We start from the raw sequence: 13,929 nt of genomic DNA, 5'->3' as shown, positions 1-13,929 counted from the left end.
CGACAAAGAACCTGTGCGCTCACATACCGCCCTCTGACGGTCGCGGAGCAACCAGGAACCCGCGGCCGACGCCGTCGCCGCGGGCGAATCACTCCTGCGAGATCCAAACGAGAGGCCCTAGGCTTCCGTCGTGAACGACACCGCACATGGCATACGGATCAGACCGGGCGGCCTCGCCGACGCGACGGCCGTTCTGGACATGCTCGACTCCGCAGTGGTCTGGATGAACGGGCGTGGCAACACCGAGCAGTGGGGCACGACACCGTATTCGCGCAAGCCCGGCGGGGTGGCGCGGGTGGAGCGGTACCTGACGGAGAACGCCCCGTACCTCGCGGAGTTGGACGGGACACCGGTCGGAGCACTGGTCCTGGACTCCGGCCCCAGCCCGCAGACGCCGATCGCACCGGCCGGTGAACCGGAGCGGTACGTGCGGCTGCTGGTCTCCGATCGACGGTACGCGGGCCGGGGCATCGGGGCGGCACTGCTGGCCCACGCCGCCGAGGAGACCCGGCGGGCCGGTGTGGAGCTGCTGCGGGTCGACTGCTGGGCGGGCGGCGGGGGCGAACTGGTCGCGTTCTACGAGCGCAACGGCTTCGCCCCCACCGACCGCTTCCTGTCCGGTACCTGGCCGGGACAGGTGCTGGCCAGGCGGGTCGGCTGACGGCGAGGGCGGAGCGGATCGACCGCGCGGGCGGCGACCGCCTCTGGGCCGGGGTGTCCGCGCTCGGCCTGGTCGCTCACGACGGCTCTTCGACCGGTGTGCCGGACGGGACGCCGAGGCTGAGGACGGCGGTGTCGTCGTCCAATCCGTCGCCGAAGCCGTGAAGGAGTTCGGTGACAGCGGTGATCGCGGCGATGGGGGTGGCGGGCGCCAGGTGAGTGGCGAAGGCGTGGAGCGCGTCGTCGCCGTAGCGCCCTCCGTCGTCGCCGGTGCGGGCCTCGGTGAGGCCGTCGGTGTAGAGGAGCAGCGTGTCGCCCGGTTCCAGGGCGGTGGTGACGGCGGTGAAGCGGGCGTCGGGCAGGGCCCCGACGAGGCACCCTCCCGGTGTGGGCAGGTAGCCGACGGTGCCGTCGGCACGCATCACCAGGACCGGTGGGTGGCCGCCGCTGGCCAGGCTGACGTCGAACCCGTCGCTCCGGGGCGTGAGGATGCCGAAGACGACGGTGCAGTAGCGCGCGTCGCCGCCGGTGTACTTCTCGTGCAGAGTGGTGTTCAGAATGCCGAGTACGGCGACGGGATCGGCGTTGTGCAGGGCGGCGGCCCGCAGGGTGTAGCGGGTCAGTGAGGTGACGGCCGCGGCCTCGGGGCCCTTGCCGCAGACATCGCCGAGGAAGAATCCCCACCGTCCGTCCCCCAGGGTGAACAGGTCGTAGAAGTCTCCGCCCAGATGGTCGGGGGAGGCCGTGTGGTAGTGGGCGGCGGCGTCCAGACCCGGTACCGCGGGCAGGGACGGGGGAAGGAGGCTCTGCTGGAGTGTCGCGAGGACGCTCTGGAGCCGTGTGCGGTCGCGTTCGGCCTGTTCGCGAGCGGCTTCGGCTTCCTGGCGGGCCCGCAGGAGTTCCCGCTCGTACGCGCGCCGGTCCCGGGCGTCGACGAGGGTGGTGCGGATCAGTAGCGGCTCACCGTCGGTCCCGGTCTTCATGGTGGAGGTCACCAGCACCGGCAGGCGGGTGCCGTCGGCGGCCTTCAGCTCCAGGGCGATGCCGTTGATTTCGCCCTGCATACGCAGCAGCGGGGCGAAGTGTGTCTCGTGGTAGAGCCTGCCGCCCACCGTCAGCAGATCGGTGAACCGCATACGGCCCACCATCTCCTCCCGGCGATGGCCGAGCCAGGTCAGCAGGGTGGTGTTGGCCTTGGCGATCTTCCCGTCCAGCAGGGTGGAGACGTACCCGCACGGGGCGTTCTCGTACAAATCATCCACGTCGTCCTCCAGCAGGGCGCTGAACGACGCCTCGAACGACATCTCGTCCCCCGGCCCGGTGCCGGGGTCGTTCGGGCCCTGGCCGGTCGTGCACATCAACGGGAGTCGCCGAGGAAGGACAGGATCGCGCGCGAGGTGGCGTCCGGTGCGCTGAGCTGCGGGCAGTGCCCGGTGGCGTCGAGGGTGACCAGTCGGCTGCCGGGGATGGATGCCTGCACAAAGGCCCCCACCCCCCGCGGGGCGATGACGTCCTGGGAGCACTCCAGGACCAGTGTCGGCGTCCGGACCTTCACCAGGTCGGCCCGGCTGTCGGAGAGGAACGTGGTGCGGGCGAAGACCCGTGCGATGTCCGGGTCGGTGGCGCAGAAACTGTTCGTGAGCTCCTGACCCAGCTCCGGTCGCTCCGGATTGCCCATGATGACCGGCGCCATCGCCGCCGACCAGCCCAGATAATTGGAGTCCAGCGACTCCAGCAGCTCCTCGATGTCCGCGCCGCTGAACCCGCCCCGGTAGTCACCGTCGTCGGTGTAACGGGGCGAAGGGCCGATCATGACCAGTTTCGCGAACCGCTCCGGCTCCGTCACACCGGCCAGCGCCCCGACCATCGCACTGACCGAGTGGCCCACGAACGCCACCTCGCGGAGATCCAGCTCACGGCAGATCTCCAGCACATCCCGCGCGTAGCCCTCCAGCGACGAATAACGCTCCCGGCTCCACGCCGACAGGTCGGAGCGCCCCGAGCCCACGTAGTCGAACAGGACCACGCGGTGGTCCTCCGCCAGAGCGGGCACCACCAGCCGCCACATGTTCTGGTCACAGCCGAACCCGTGCGCCAGCATGACCACCGGTCCGTCCGGCCGGCCGGTCACCACGACGTTGTTCCTGCTCTGCATGTCCATTCGAACATCCTCCCACCCCGGTCCGCCCTCCCCTCCCGATCCGCAGGCCGCCCCGGGCCGACCAGCACGACGGGGAGGGCGCGGGCGGGGGCCGTGAGGGGCATCTCCGGGTCGCGAGGGGGGTGCGGCGAGCGCACTATGAGAGGACGTAGCGGCGATTGGAGCACACGGTGATCCTCATCGGCATCATTCTGCTTGTGATCGGATTCGTGACCAGCATCTCCGTCCTGTGGACCATCGGGATCGTCCTGGTCGCGATCGGCGCGATCCTGTGGGTGCTGGGCGCGCTCGGGCACGCGGTGGGAGGCAGGCGCCACTACTGGTGACGAGCGGAGCCGCAACGGGGGACGAGCGGATACGGACCTCAGCCCGCCCGTGTCCTTGAGCAGCCGCGTCTACGGGGCCGTCGCACCGGCACCACGGGTTCCGTCCCGGCGCAGAGCTTGGCGGACGGCCCAGAGCACGGAGACCAGCGGCACCGCCACCACGGCTCCGATCACACCGGCGGCGATCGCGCCCCCGATCACCGAGAGCGCCACCACGACCGGATGCAGGCGGACGGCCCAGCTCATCACGAGCGGCTGGAGCAGATGGCCCTCGATCTGGCCGATGATCACGATCAGCGCGATCACGACAGCCGCCACGACCGGGCCCTTCAACGCCAGCGCGACCACCGCAGCGATGGCCAGGGCGATCGGCGAACCGACCAGGGGAACGAAGGTGGCGAAGAACTCCAGCAACGCCAGGGGAAGCACCAGCGGCACTCCGAGGACGAACAGGGCCAGTCCGACGAGGACACCGTTGGTCGCGGCCACCAGGACGATGCCGTGGGTGTATCCGATGAACGTTCCCCATGCCGTACGCCCCGCGATCTCCACCCGTCGGCGCGCCGCGGCCGGCAGTTGATCACAGAACCAACGCCACTGACGTTCGCCCGAGTAGATGAAGAAGACCGAGCAGAAGACCGCCAGGGCGAACACGGTCAGCACCTCGATCAAGCGGCCCACACCACTGAGCGCGGTGCTGATCAGGGCGGACCGATGACTGGACAGGAACTGCCCCGTCCGGGCCCGGACATCGGTCAGCGCCTTGGGGGCCAGCCGGAACGGTGGCCTTTCGAGCCAGCTCTCGATCCTGGAGAGGCCGTCGCCGAACTGCTGCTCCAGACCGGCCATCTCCCCGGCCACCACCTCGCCGACCAGGGACAGCACGCCGAGGAACAGGACGATGCTGCCGAGGAGCGCCACGGCGACGGCGAGTGACCGCGGCATCGCGCGTGCCAGGAAGTCCGCCACCGGGCGCAGCATCGCGGCGCCGACCAGCCCTAGGAAGACCGCCACGACCAGGTCGTGGAACCGTCCCAGGACGACGAGTGCGCCGTACACGAGGGCTGCCACCAGGAGGATCCGCCAGGCGTAGGCGGCGCTCTTCTGCAGCGCCGGGGCCACGCGCGGCTCCCTCGCCGACCCGGCCGCCGTGCGCCGCGCCCCGGGCCGACGGGCCGCGGGGCCGCGGGGGCGGCGCGGTGCCCGGCGGGGGACCGCACGGAACCGGCGCCGCCGCCCGTCGCTCGGGAGGCCGGGATCCGGGATGTCGGGCTGCTGGTGCGATCGCCTGGGCATTCCTTGCTGGTATCAGACGACGGCACGTCCTCCCGGTTCCCGCGACCGCGTGCGCGAGAAGTCACCCCCACAGGCGGACGGCCTCCAGGGAACGGACCAACACGGGAACCGGACCAACACGGGAACCGGACCGACACCTCGGCCTGAACCGGGCACAACCATCCGTGCCGCTCGCGGGTCACATCAAGTGGGAGCAACCCGCTCCCAGGGACACAAGGGGGAAATATGAGAATCACCCGTAATGTCGCGACCGCCGGAGCGCTCACCGCGCTGGCGGTGGGTGCCGCGACCGTGTTCAGTCCGACCGCTTCCGCCGCACCCAATGTCACACCGCAGGGCGTCTGCGGCAGCGCCTACAAGACGGTGAACTCGGCGCCCGTCGGCTCTCTGGGCACCGTCTACCTGACGTACAACTCCTCCAACGGCAAGAACTGCGTCGCGACCATCCGGGCCAACCCGGGCAAGGCCACGCACGTCTCCACGTACGTCTACGTTCTCGCCACGGACGAGTGGGCCGAGGACTCCGGGATCTACACCTCGTACGCGGGTCCGGGCTACGTCTACGGCAAGGGCTACTGCGTGAGCTGGGGCGGCAACATCGACAACGTGTACGTGTCGGTGGAGAACTCCAACTGCGCCGCGCTGAAGGAGCATCGGGTCACCGAAGTCCGCTGATCCGGTTCGTCGCCCGGCTCCGAGTTCCCGCGCCGCCGCCCGCGGCCCGGGATCTTGGGGCGGGGCACAGGTCTGTTTACGCTCCGCCACCCTTGGACCCCGCGTCGCCCTCCTGGTGGCGGGCGCGGTAGTTGGCGACGTTCAGGCGATTGCCGCACAGGCTGGGCATGCAGTAGCGCCGACGGCCGGCCTTGCTGGTGTCGATGAACAGGCCGGAGCACACCGGTGAGGCGCAGGGCCGGAAGCGGTCGTGACCGAGGGCGCGCACCACGCCGAGCAGCCCCGTTCCCACGAAGGCGCCGAGTTCGTCCGCCACGGAGGCCCCGGGGCCGGTGGTGACGTGCCACTGCCAGGACCCGTCGGTGTCCCGCAGCAGCCTCAGCCCGGCGGACGCCCGTGCGATGAGCCTGTTCGCCCCCTCGACGACCGTGTCCTCCTCTTCGGCTTCCAGCAGGGCGCGCGTCTCCTGGCGGAGTGCGTGTACCTGGGCGAGGTCGTCGGCGGCCGGCAGGTCGCCCCGGTACAAGGCGTCGAGCCGTACCTCGTGCTCGTCGAGAAAATGCGCCAACGCAGCCGGATCCATGAGGACTTCACCAATGCTGGTCCGGACGAGGGCCGCGGTGTTGACGAGGTCGGTGGCTACTCCGGCCCCCTGGGCGTAACTGGAAAAAAGTATCTTCACGCCTTACTCCATGGTACGGTAATGAGAGAAAGTCGATTATACCCGTTAGCCCGGTACGGGGTGTGGCGTCGAGGCACGGCTCGCGCGCTCCACCCCTGGATACGACCCGTAAGGGGAACATCATGGATACCGCAGCTCTCCTCGCCTACCTCGACGGCCGGCAGATACGGTGGCGGCTCACCCTCGACGCGTGCCTGGAGGCGGCGGACCAGGGCCCCCGTGCACAGTTGCTCGCGGTCTTCGACGCCCTCCACGAGTGGGCCCATGCGTCGTCCGACGGATTCCGCAGCAACGCGTTCGTCCATGCCCAGTTCGCACTGGCGGGGCCCGGCAGTACGGTCCGGGCCGTCGTCGCCCGGCACAAGTGTGTGCTGCGCGGCCGGATGCTGGCGCTCGCCGAAGCCACCGGTGCGCCCGACCCCGACCTCCTGGTTGACCAGCTCCTGCTGGTCTTCGAAGGGGCGGCGGCCACGCACTCGCTGGGCAACGTCAGCGAGGTCGCGGACAAGGCGCACCGGACGGCTCGGCAACTCATCGCCGCTGCCACACCACAACCCCTGGACGCCTTCTGGCTCGGCAGGGCCGGGAGCGGCGGGGGCGGCGGGTTCTGAGCGGGCCGACCTCCTGGGAAGGGACGTCAGCTCACGGTGAGCGTGTGGAGCAGGTTGTTGTAGCCGGTGGACGCCTCCCACGTGCCCTGGTTGGCGAGCCTGATGGAGTACTCGGGCCGCTGCGAGAGCTGCGGGTCGGGGAGGTTGAGCAGCATGCTGTAGCTGCCCGCGGGCAGGTTCGCGGGCAGGGTCACGGTCCGGTCGACCGTGGTGGTGGCACCGGCCGCCCAACTCCGCGGATCACCGGTCAGCGGGAGCCGGTACACCTGGGACGTGGCGGTGTTGCGCAGGACCAGTTCGAGACCGCGCGGATTGAACGGCGCCGCGAACCCGTCGTTCTTGACGGTGAATTGCACCGGCAGGGAGCCGCCCTTCGTCGCCGTGCTCGGGTAGGTCCCGTTCTGCAGGGCGAACCGGTAGCCCAGACTACGGGTGATCTCGGGCAGGCAGCCGCCGCTCCGCCAGCCGCTGATGACGTTCGGCTCGTAGTCGGTGTTGAGGTACGACCAGTGGAACATCTTCAGTTCGGAGAGGGTGGTCGGACAGCTCGTCCGCGGCGTGTTGACTCCGCAGGTCTCGCCGCCCATCGCGAGATAGGACGTCTCGGCCGCCAGATAGGGGTATTCGACGGCGGGGTTCTCGTAGGTGCCGTAGTCGTCGGCGCTGGCGAGGAAGCAGTCGTTGTGGTGACCGAGCCGGGCGAGCGACGAGCCGTTGTATGCCTGTCCGGCCGGCAGCGCGGTGGTGCCGTACATCGTCCGCTTGTACTTGGGGGTGCGCAGTTGCACCATGCGGTTCGAGGGCAGCGAGCTGAGCGTCTTGTCGACGACGGCCTTGCGGTTGGCCCAGTCGGCCGTGGTCACATTGCCCGCGTCGCCGAAGTTCTTGGTGTAGTACCCCTCGCCCCAGGCGCCGACGAAACCGGCCTGCACGACGTAGATCACATCGCTGTTCGCGCTGAGGTACGGCGCCAACTGGTCCAGATGGGCGAGGACCCGGTCCTTCGGGGCGTCGGCGCCGTCCGCGGAGTCGGTGTAGGCGAACCGGACGATCATCTTGACGCCGGCGCTCCGGGCGGCGGCGAACTGCCGCTGGAGGCGGTCCAGCGCGCTCTGGCTGATGGCGCTGTTCTTGAACTCGGCCAGGTAGAAGACGCACATCACCAGCGAGATGCCCTCGTTGGTGCGGTAACTCTGCAGGGTGGCCGAGCTGAAGTCGTTCTTGTCGCAACTGTCCGTGTGGTGGTAGAAGCCGCGCTCGGGGTTGGCGAAGGTGTCGGTGGTCTGGGGGTACGTCACCGACGCGGCGCTCACGCCGGTCTCCCCGTCCACCCCGGCGACCTGGGCGGAGACGGGGGAGGCGCCGACGAGCAGCGCGCTCAGCAGCCCCATCGCGGTGAGGCTCTGGGTGAGCGAAGGCCGGAGGTGGGGTCTCTTCATCGCGGAGATTCCTGTCCTGGAGTCCTGTGGAGGGGCCCGGCCGTACGACGGCCGGGAGTTCGGGGGAGGGGGAGGGGCGGGGGAAGAGAAGGGGGCGGGGAGCAGCAGGTCAGCCCTTCACGCCGGTATGTGCGATCCCCTGGATGAACTGGCGCTGGAGCAGCACGAAGACGGCGATCATGGGCAGCGAGGCCAGCAGGGAGCCGGCCATCAGCACGGGGTAGTCGGTCTGGAACTGCCCCTGAAGCGTGGTCAGTCCCGCTGAGAGTGTCATCTTCTCCGGATCGGTGTTGACCACCAGTGGCCAGAACAGATCGTTCCACGACCAGAGCAGCGCGAGTACGGACAGGGCGATCACCCCGGGACGGGCCAGGGGCAGCATGACGGACCAGTAGATCCGCAGCGGCCCGGCGCCGTCGAGGCGTGCCGCCTCCTCCAGTTCCCGGGGCAGACCGAGGAAGAACTGCCGCAGGAGGAAGACGCCGAACGCGCTGAACATCCCCGGCACGACGATGGCCTGGAGGGTGTTGAGCCAGCCGAGGGACGCCATGATCTCGTACTGCGGGAGGATGAAGAGCTGCGGCGGCACCATCAGTACGGACAGGAAGAGCCCGAAGAGCACCCCGCGTCCGGGGAAGCGGAGCCGGGCGAACGCGTAGGCGGCCAGCGGGCAGAGCAGGATCTGCCCGGCCGTACGGCCCGCCGTCATCAGCACGGTGTTGAGGAACTGGTCACCGAACGGCAGCAGGTCGAACATCCGGCCGTAATTCTCCCAGCGGCCCTCGGGCAGGAGCGACGGCGGGACCCGGGTGGCGCTGGAGAGGGACTTCAGCGAGGTGACGATCTGCCAGAGGAAGGGGGCGACCATCACCAGGGAGGCGGGGATCAGCACGGCGTGCGTCCCGAAGTGGGACCGGGGGGACCGGGAGGACCGGGGCCGGGACGGAGACCGGTCCCGCGACCGGGACCCGTGCGACCCGTACCGGGACGGGGCGGCTTGCGGACGGGCCTCAGCCATAGTGCACCCATCTCTTCTGGAGCCGGAACTGAAGGGCGGTCAGGGCGATGATGAGGAACAGCAGCGCGATCACGATCGCGGCGGCGTAGCCGCGGTCGTTGGTGATGAAGGCCCGGTCGTAGAAGAGCTGGACGACCGTCTCCAGCCGGGGGAACGCCGGGTTCGCCCGCCCCGTCTGTCCCGAGCCCACCAGCACGTAGACCAGGTCGAAGAGTTGCAGGGAGCCGATCACCGAGATGACCGAGACGAAGAACGCGGTGGGCGAGATCAGCGGGAGGGTGATCCTGAAGAACTGCCGGACCGGGCCGGCGCCGTCGATGGCGGCGGCGTCGTAGTACTCCTTGGGGATCGCCTGCATCCCCGCCAGGAAAATGATCAAGTTGTAGCCGAGGCTGCTCCAGACCCCCACCACGACCAGCGCGAACAGCGCGGTGTCGGGGTCGGAGATCCAGTGGGGACCGTCGATCCCGACCAGGGACAGCGCATGGTTGATCAGCCCGTAATCGCCGTTGTACAGCCACCGCCAGAGCATGGCGATGGCCACCGGCATGGTGACGACGGGCAGGAAGAACAGGGTGCGGTAGATCCCCGTACCGCGCAGCCCCTCCCGGTTGAGGAGCGCGGCGAAGACGACGGCGAGGGGGATCCCGACGAGCCCCAGCACGGTGTACAGCACCGTGTTGACCAGCGACTGTCCGAACTCCGGGTCGCCCAGGAGACGGTGGTAGTTGTCGAGGCCGCTCCAGGTGTGCCCGCCGAACGCCCCCCACTTGGTGAACGAGAAGTAGCCGGTCTGCACGACGGGCCACAGATAGAAGACGGCGAGCCCCAGACCGGCGGGCGCGATGAACGCGTACCCCCACAGGGCCTCGACCACCCGGTCCCGGCGGGCGGGACGGCTGCCGGGGGACTTCCGCCGGGGCGCCGGGGAGGGTCTCTCGCTCCGGGCCCCCGGTCTGCTGATGATCGTCATCTCACTCCTCGGCGAGCAGGTCGTCCATCGCCGCAGCGAGCGCGGCGGATGCCTCGCCGACCGTCTGCTCGCCGGCCCACGCCTGGGTGAGATAGGTGAGTTCGGCCTGGTTCCAGGCGGCGGTGTTCTTCGACACGGGGAAGGGCACCGCGTACTCGACGGCGTCCAGGAAGGTCGTGAGCGTGAACTGCGGATGGGCCTTCACCCACGCGTCCTGAGTGCCGTCGCGCGCCGGGAGCGGACCGCTGCGGCCGAGGGCGAGGGCCGCCTCCTCGGAGCCGAGGAATTCGACGAACTCCGTCGCCTCCCGGGGATGGGCGGTTCCGGCCGAGACGACATTGGCCACCCCGTGGATGATGCCGGCGCGTCTCTCGCCCCTGGGCAGCGGCGCCGCGTCGACCTTGTCCTTGGTGTACTCGTTCGCGGAGAACTCGCCCGCGTTCCAGGAACCGCCCCAGTACATGGCGATCTTGCCCGCCTCGAACAACTGGATGGGGGACGTGTCGGTCATGGTCTGCAGATCGGGCGAGTGTTTCCTCTCGATCAGATCGGTCCAGAAGGTGAGCCCTTCGACGGTCCTCGGATCGTCGTAGCCGGACTTCCCGCCGTCGGGGGAGACGACGTAACCACCCGCCTGGGCAATGGTGTTGTACTGGTACTCCTGGAAGCTGGTCAGCGCGGCGGCGGTGCCGTACACGCCCTTCTCCGGGTCGGTCAGCCTGGCCGCCGCGCTGTTGAAGTCGCTCCAGGTCCAGTCGTCCGCGGGATGCTCGACACCCTTGGCGTCGAAGAGCGCCTTGTTGTACCAGACCCCGACCGTGTCCATGTCCTTGGGAAGCCCGTAGAGCTTCCCCTCGTAGGTGTACAGATCCCTCAGGGCCTTGGGGTAGGCGGCGAGGTCGATCCCGTCCTCGGTGAACTCCTCGCCCAGCGGCCGGATCACCCCGTTGGACGCGTAGAGCTGGAACTGGGGGCCGTTCATCCAGAAGACGTCGGGCGCCGAACCGCCGGTGACAGCCGTCTTGAGCTTGTTCCAGTAGTCGGGCCACGGGGTGAGCTGCACCTGGACCGTCACCTTCGGGTGCGTCCTGGTGAACTCCCGCCCCAACTCCTCCAGCACCTTCTTCTGGTTGATGTCCCAGACCGCGTACGACAGTCGGGCCTTCCCGTTGTCGTCGGCGTCCCCGGAGCCGCTTCCGCTCGAACAGCCGGAGGCCGCCAGAACCACCCCCAGCAGAGCCGCACAGAGACGCGCCGACCTCTTCCCCATCCCCGGACCTCCTCGAAGTTGTACTAATCATGGAGACCAGGGAAAGTAAGTCAAGACCTCGGTTGCGTTACCGGGCACGGCTCCCGGCGCGACCCGTACGCGCATCACGTACATCACGCGCATCACGCACATCACGCCCCGCCGTGCGGTCAGCGGCGGCCCGACAGGAAACTCTCGGGCGGGGCGATCTCCCCCGACGCGCGCAGGCCCCGGTCGACATGGTTCAGCGCGAGCCGCAGCGCCCCCAGGGCGACGCCCTCGTCGCCGAAACCGGAGACCCTGACCTCGGGGGTACGGATGCACCAGCGGTCCAGTTCGCGCCGCAGCGGTTCGACGATGAGGTCGGCCGAACGGGAGAACCCGCCCCCGACCACCACCAGTTCGGGATCGAGCGTGAGCACGAGGGCGGAGGCGCCGACGGCGATGTCGCGGACATAGCGGCGTACGGCCGCCAGGGCCTTGCGGTCGCCGTCGCGGGCCGCCCTGAAGACATCCTCCGGGGCCGCGTGCGGACCGCCGTCCCCGTCGCCGCCGGGCGAACCGCCCGACCAGGACCGCAGATGCCCCGGGGCCCGCGTCCAGCCGGCCGCGGGCAGCGCCCCGATCTCGCCCGCCGCGTTCCCGAACCCCCGGTGGAGCTTCCCGTCGATGATCAGGCCGGTGCCCGTGCGCAACCCCGCCAGCAGGAACACCACATCCTTGGCGTGCCGGGCCACACCGCGCCAGGACTCCGCCAGTGCCGCGAGCTTGCTGTCGTTCTCCACCAGGATCGGTCCCGCCACCAACCGCCCGACATGGGCGGCGACATCGAGCCCCGTCCACTCGGGCAGCGCCTCCGACAGCATGACCCGGCCCGTCCCGTCGACCAGCCCCGTCGTGGCCACCCCGGTCACCCACACCCCGGTGGTGGCCGCGCCCGACCCGGCCAGCGCCGCGCCGACCGCCTCGTCCACGGCGGCCAGCCGCTCGGTGCGCCCCATCGACGGGGTGACGGCCACCCGGGCGCTGTGCTGGACCTCGCCGTCCAGATCCGCCACCAGGGCCAGCACCTTGTGGCCGCCGATGTCGACGCCGAGCACCCGGCCCGCGTCCGCGCGGAAGCGGTAGCGGCGTGCGGGGCGCCCCACCGTGCCCGCCGCCGGCGCGATCTCCTCCACCCAGCCGCGCTCCAGCAACTCCCGGACCACGTCCTCGGTGGACGCCCGCGACAGGCCCGTACGCCCGGCGATCTCGGTGAGGGTGAGGGCCGGTTCGCCGCGCAGGGCTCCGATCGCGGCGAGCGCGTTGAGCCTGCGGAGCTGGGAGAGATCTCCCCCGCCCGGATTTTCGGTCATGACACACCCTTGAGCTCGACCTCGAAACGGCCAATAATAAGGGACTCCTGCGTAACTCCTGAAGGGATCCCATGTCTGCGGTGACTCTAGCCCTCGTCGGTTCCGGCCTGCGGGGGCAGTCCTACGCCCGTCACGCGGTGGCGTCCGGCATGGGGCGCGTGACCGCCGTGGCCGAACCGGACCCGTACCGCAGGGCAGCCGCCGCGGCCGAATTCGGGGTGCCGGCCGAGCGGGTGTACACGGACTGGGCCGAGTTGGCGCGGCACCCCCGGGTGGCCGACGCGGCGGTCGTCGCCACCCAGGACCAACTGCACATCGGTCCGGCGGTGCGACTGGCCGACCTCGGCTACCACATCCTGCTCGAAAAGCCGATGGCCACCAGCGAACAGGACGCCGTCGCGATCGCCGAGGCCGCCGAGCGCAACAAGATCCTGCTGGCCGTCTGCCATGTGCTGCGCTACACCCCGTACACCCGGACACTGCGGCAACTGCTGGAGTCCGGCGCCATCGGCCGTCTCGTCAGCGTCCAGCACCTGGAGCCGGTCGGCTGGTGGCACCACGCCCACTCCTTCGTACGCGGGAACTGGCGGCGCCAGGACACCTCGGCTCCCATGCTGCTGACCAAGTCCTGCCACGACATCGACTGGCTGATCCATCTCTTCGGCGAACTGCCCGACCGCGTCACCTCCTTCGGCGGACTGACCCACTTCCGCGCGGAGGAACGGCCGGAGGGGGCGGCGGACCGGTGCCTGGACTGCCCGTTGGAGCCGAGCTGCCCGTACTCGGCGAAGCGGCTCTACCTCGGCTGCCTCGGCAACCCGGACGACGAGTTCTGGCCGCTGTCGGCGGTCACCGAGGAACACACCGAGCGGGCGGTGCTCGACGCCCTCCGCACAGGTCCGTACGGCCGGTGTGTGTACGCCTGCGACAACGACGTGGTCGACCACCAGGTCGTCAACATGGAGTTTTCCTCCGGCGCCACCTGCTCGTTCACCATGAGCGCCTTCACCCCCATGGAGCACCGCCGTACCCGGCTGCTGGGGACGCACGGCTTCGTCGACGGGGACGGGCACACCCTGCGGGTGGTCGACTTCCGTACCGGAGAGGAGCGGTCCGTCGACGCCGGCACGGACACGGGCGCCTCGGCGGGGCCGTCCGCCGAGGACGGACACGGCGGGGGCGACGAGGCCCTGACCGAAGCCTTCCTGACCGCCGTCTCCACCGGCGACGCCTCGGCGCTGCGCTCCGACGCCGCCGAAAGCCTGGCCACCCACCGGGTGGTGTGGGCCGCGGAACGCGCCAGGGTCACGGGCACGGTCGTCCGGTTGGACGACGTCGCACATCTGACGAGCGCCTGACGGGACCACACCCGGCCGACCACACCCGAGCGGCGGCGGGGGGGGGGGGGGGGGGGGGGGGGGGGGCCGGCGGGGGGGGGGGGGGGGGGGGCGCGGGCGCGGGGGGGGCGCGGCGGCGGGGCGCGC

At 70.1% G+C, this 13,929-nt stretch carries 14 protein-coding genes; 5 read left to right on the top strand and 9 right to left on the bottom strand.

All coding sequences use genetic code 11. The features are described from left to right. Positions 1 to 130 precede the first annotated feature (130 nt). Positions 131 to 661, top strand: coding sequence for a GNAT family N-acetyltransferase (locus ACIO3P_RS31005; protein WP_329822647.1), 531 nt, complete (start codon positions 131 to 133; stop codon positions 659 to 661). A 76-nt stretch (positions 662 to 737) separates the two neighbouring features. Here ACIO3P_RS31005 and ACIO3P_RS31000 read toward each other — a convergent pair whose 3' ends face one another. Together ACIO3P_RS31000 and ACIO3P_RS30995 are read right to left on the bottom strand one after the other, a co-directional pair. After that, positions 738 to 2,018: a SpoIIE family protein phosphatase gene (locus ACIO3P_RS31000; RefSeq protein ID WP_329822646.1), complete on the bottom strand. Its 1,281-nt coding sequence runs from the start codon at positions 2,016 to 2,018 to the stop codon at positions 738 to 740. Then, the gene (locus ACIO3P_RS30995; protein ID WP_329822645.1) at positions 2,018 to 2,821 is read right to left on the bottom strand and encodes an alpha/beta hydrolase; all 804 of its coding nucleotides are present in this window, start codon (positions 2,819 to 2,821) and stop codon (positions 2,018 to 2,020) included. Before ACIO3P_RS30995 ends, ACIO3P_RS31000 begins: the two co-directional genes overlap by 1 nt. Before the next feature lie 170 nt (positions 2,822 to 2,991). Here ACIO3P_RS30995 and ACIO3P_RS30990 point away from each other — a divergent pair, with 170 nt between their 5' ends. After that, a complete protein-coding gene (locus ACIO3P_RS30990; RefSeq protein WP_329822650.1) occupies positions 2,992 to 3,147 on the top strand; it encodes a DUF6131 family protein in 156 nt (51 codons plus the stop codon). A 69-nt stretch (positions 3,148 to 3,216) separates the two neighbouring features. Here ACIO3P_RS30990 and ACIO3P_RS30985 read toward each other — a convergent pair whose 3' ends face one another. Then, complete coding sequence (locus ACIO3P_RS30985; protein WP_401849893.1) at positions 3,217 to 4,269, bottom strand: AI-2E family transporter; 1,053 nt, start codon at positions 4,267 to 4,269, stop codon at positions 3,217 to 3,219. Positions 4,270 to 4,668: 399 nt separating this feature from the next. Between ACIO3P_RS30985 and ACIO3P_RS30980 the strand changes: the two genes are divergently transcribed. Further along, the gene (locus ACIO3P_RS30980) at positions 4,669 to 5,118 is read left to right on the top strand and encodes a spore-associated protein (protein ID WP_329822643.1); all 450 of its coding nucleotides are present in this window, start codon (positions 4,669 to 4,671) and stop codon (positions 5,116 to 5,118) included. 76 nt (positions 5,119 to 5,194) lie between these two features. Here the strand turns inward: ACIO3P_RS30980 and ACIO3P_RS30975 are convergent, their stop codons facing one another. Continuing rightward, positions 5,195 to 5,800: a CGNR zinc finger domain-containing protein gene (locus ACIO3P_RS30975; protein ID WP_401849891.1), complete on the bottom strand. Its 606-nt coding sequence runs from the start codon at positions 5,798 to 5,800 to the stop codon at positions 5,195 to 5,197. Positions 5,801 to 5,922: 122 nt separating this feature from the next. Here ACIO3P_RS30975 and ACIO3P_RS30970 point away from each other — a divergent pair, with 122 nt between their 5' ends. Next, on the top strand, positions 5,923 to 6,411 hold the full coding sequence (locus tag ACIO3P_RS30970; protein WP_329822641.1) for a hypothetical protein: 489 nt from the start codon (positions 5,923 to 5,925) through the stop codon (positions 6,409 to 6,411). A 26-nt stretch (positions 6,412 to 6,437) separates the two neighbouring features. On the opposite strand, the gene ACIO3P_RS30965 is transcribed toward ACIO3P_RS30970, so the two are convergent. The 5 genes from ACIO3P_RS30965 to ACIO3P_RS30945 all read right to left on the bottom strand — a co-directional run bounded on the left by ACIO3P_RS30965 (position 6,438) and on the right by ACIO3P_RS30945 (position 12,445). Further along, the gene (locus ACIO3P_RS30965; RefSeq protein WP_401849890.1) at positions 6,438 to 7,850 is read right to left on the bottom strand and encodes a DUF4832 domain-containing protein; all 1,413 of its coding nucleotides are present in this window, start codon (positions 7,848 to 7,850) and stop codon (positions 6,438 to 6,440) included. A gap of 109 nt (positions 7,851 to 7,959) precedes the next feature. After that, a complete protein-coding gene (locus ACIO3P_RS30960; RefSeq protein ID WP_329822639.1) occupies positions 7,960 to 8,742 on the bottom strand; it encodes a carbohydrate ABC transporter permease in 783 nt (260 codons plus the stop codon). 118 nt (positions 8,743 to 8,860) lie between these two features. Continuing rightward, entirely contained in the window at positions 8,861 to 9,841 is a 981-nt protein-coding gene (locus ACIO3P_RS30955; RefSeq protein ID WP_329822638.1) for a sugar ABC transporter permease, read from the bottom strand. A 1-nt stretch (position 9,842) separates the two neighbouring features. Further along, positions 9,843 to 11,111: a sugar ABC transporter substrate-binding protein gene (locus ACIO3P_RS30950; RefSeq protein ID WP_329822637.1), complete on the bottom strand. Its 1,269-nt coding sequence runs from the start codon at positions 11,109 to 11,111 to the stop codon at positions 9,843 to 9,845. Positions 11,112 to 11,260: 149 nt separating this feature from the next. Further along, entirely contained in the window at positions 11,261 to 12,445 is a 1,185-nt protein-coding gene (locus ACIO3P_RS30945; RefSeq protein WP_401849887.1) for an ROK family protein, read from the bottom strand. 71 nt (positions 12,446 to 12,516) lie between these two features. Between ACIO3P_RS30945 and ACIO3P_RS30940 the strand changes: the two genes are divergently transcribed. After that, positions 12,517 to 13,803: a Gfo/Idh/MocA family protein gene (locus ACIO3P_RS30940; RefSeq protein WP_401849886.1), complete on the top strand. Its 1,287-nt coding sequence runs from the start codon at positions 12,517 to 12,519 to the stop codon at positions 13,801 to 13,803. Positions 13,804 to 13,929 lie beyond the last annotated feature (126 nt).

Source organism: Streptomyces sp. NPDC087310 (assembly GCF_044744405.1).
GTDB lineage: Bacteria > Actinomycetota > Actinomycetes > Streptomycetales > Streptomycetaceae > Streptomyces.
Note: the sequence above shows the minus strand (reverse complement) of the source record. Positions and strands in the feature narration are given on the sequence as shown.

What these genes read in the sequence shown, in the direction of transcription:
- ACIO3P_RS31000 (WP_329822646.1), bottom strand. Translation starts at nt 2,018, where the DNA reads ATGTGCACGACCGGCCAGGGCCCGAACGACCCCGGCACCGGGCCGGGG.
- ACIO3P_RS30995 (WP_329822645.1), bottom strand. Translation starts at nt 2,821, where the DNA reads ATGGACATGCAGAGCAGGAACAACGTCGTGGTGACCGGCCGGCCGGAC.
- ACIO3P_RS30980 (WP_329822643.1), top strand. Translation starts at nt 4,669, where the DNA reads ATGAGAATCACCCGTAATGTCGCGACCGCCGGAGCGCTCACCGCGCTG.
- ACIO3P_RS30970 (WP_329822641.1), top strand. Translation starts at nt 5,923, where the DNA reads ATGGATACCGCAGCTCTCCTCGCCTACCTCGACGGCCGGCAGATACGG.
- ACIO3P_RS30965 (WP_401849890.1), bottom strand. Translation starts at nt 7,850, where the DNA reads ATGAAGAGACCCCACCTCCGGCCTTCGCTCACCCAGAGCCTCACCGCG.
- ACIO3P_RS30955 (WP_329822638.1), bottom strand. Translation starts at nt 9,841, where the DNA reads ATGACGATCATCAGCAGACCGGGGGCCCGGAGCGAGAGACCCTCCCCG.
- ACIO3P_RS30950 (WP_329822637.1), bottom strand. Translation starts at nt 11,111, where the DNA reads ATGGGGAAGAGGTCGGCGCGTCTCTGTGCGGCTCTGCTGGGGGTGGTT.
- ACIO3P_RS30945 (WP_401849887.1), bottom strand. Translation starts at nt 12,445, where the DNA reads ATGACCGAAAATCCGGGCGGGGGAGATCTCTCCCAGCTCCGCAGGCTC.
- ACIO3P_RS30940 (WP_401849886.1), top strand. Translation starts at nt 12,517, where the DNA reads ATGTCTGCGGTGACTCTAGCCCTCGTCGGTTCCGGCCTGCGGGGGCAG.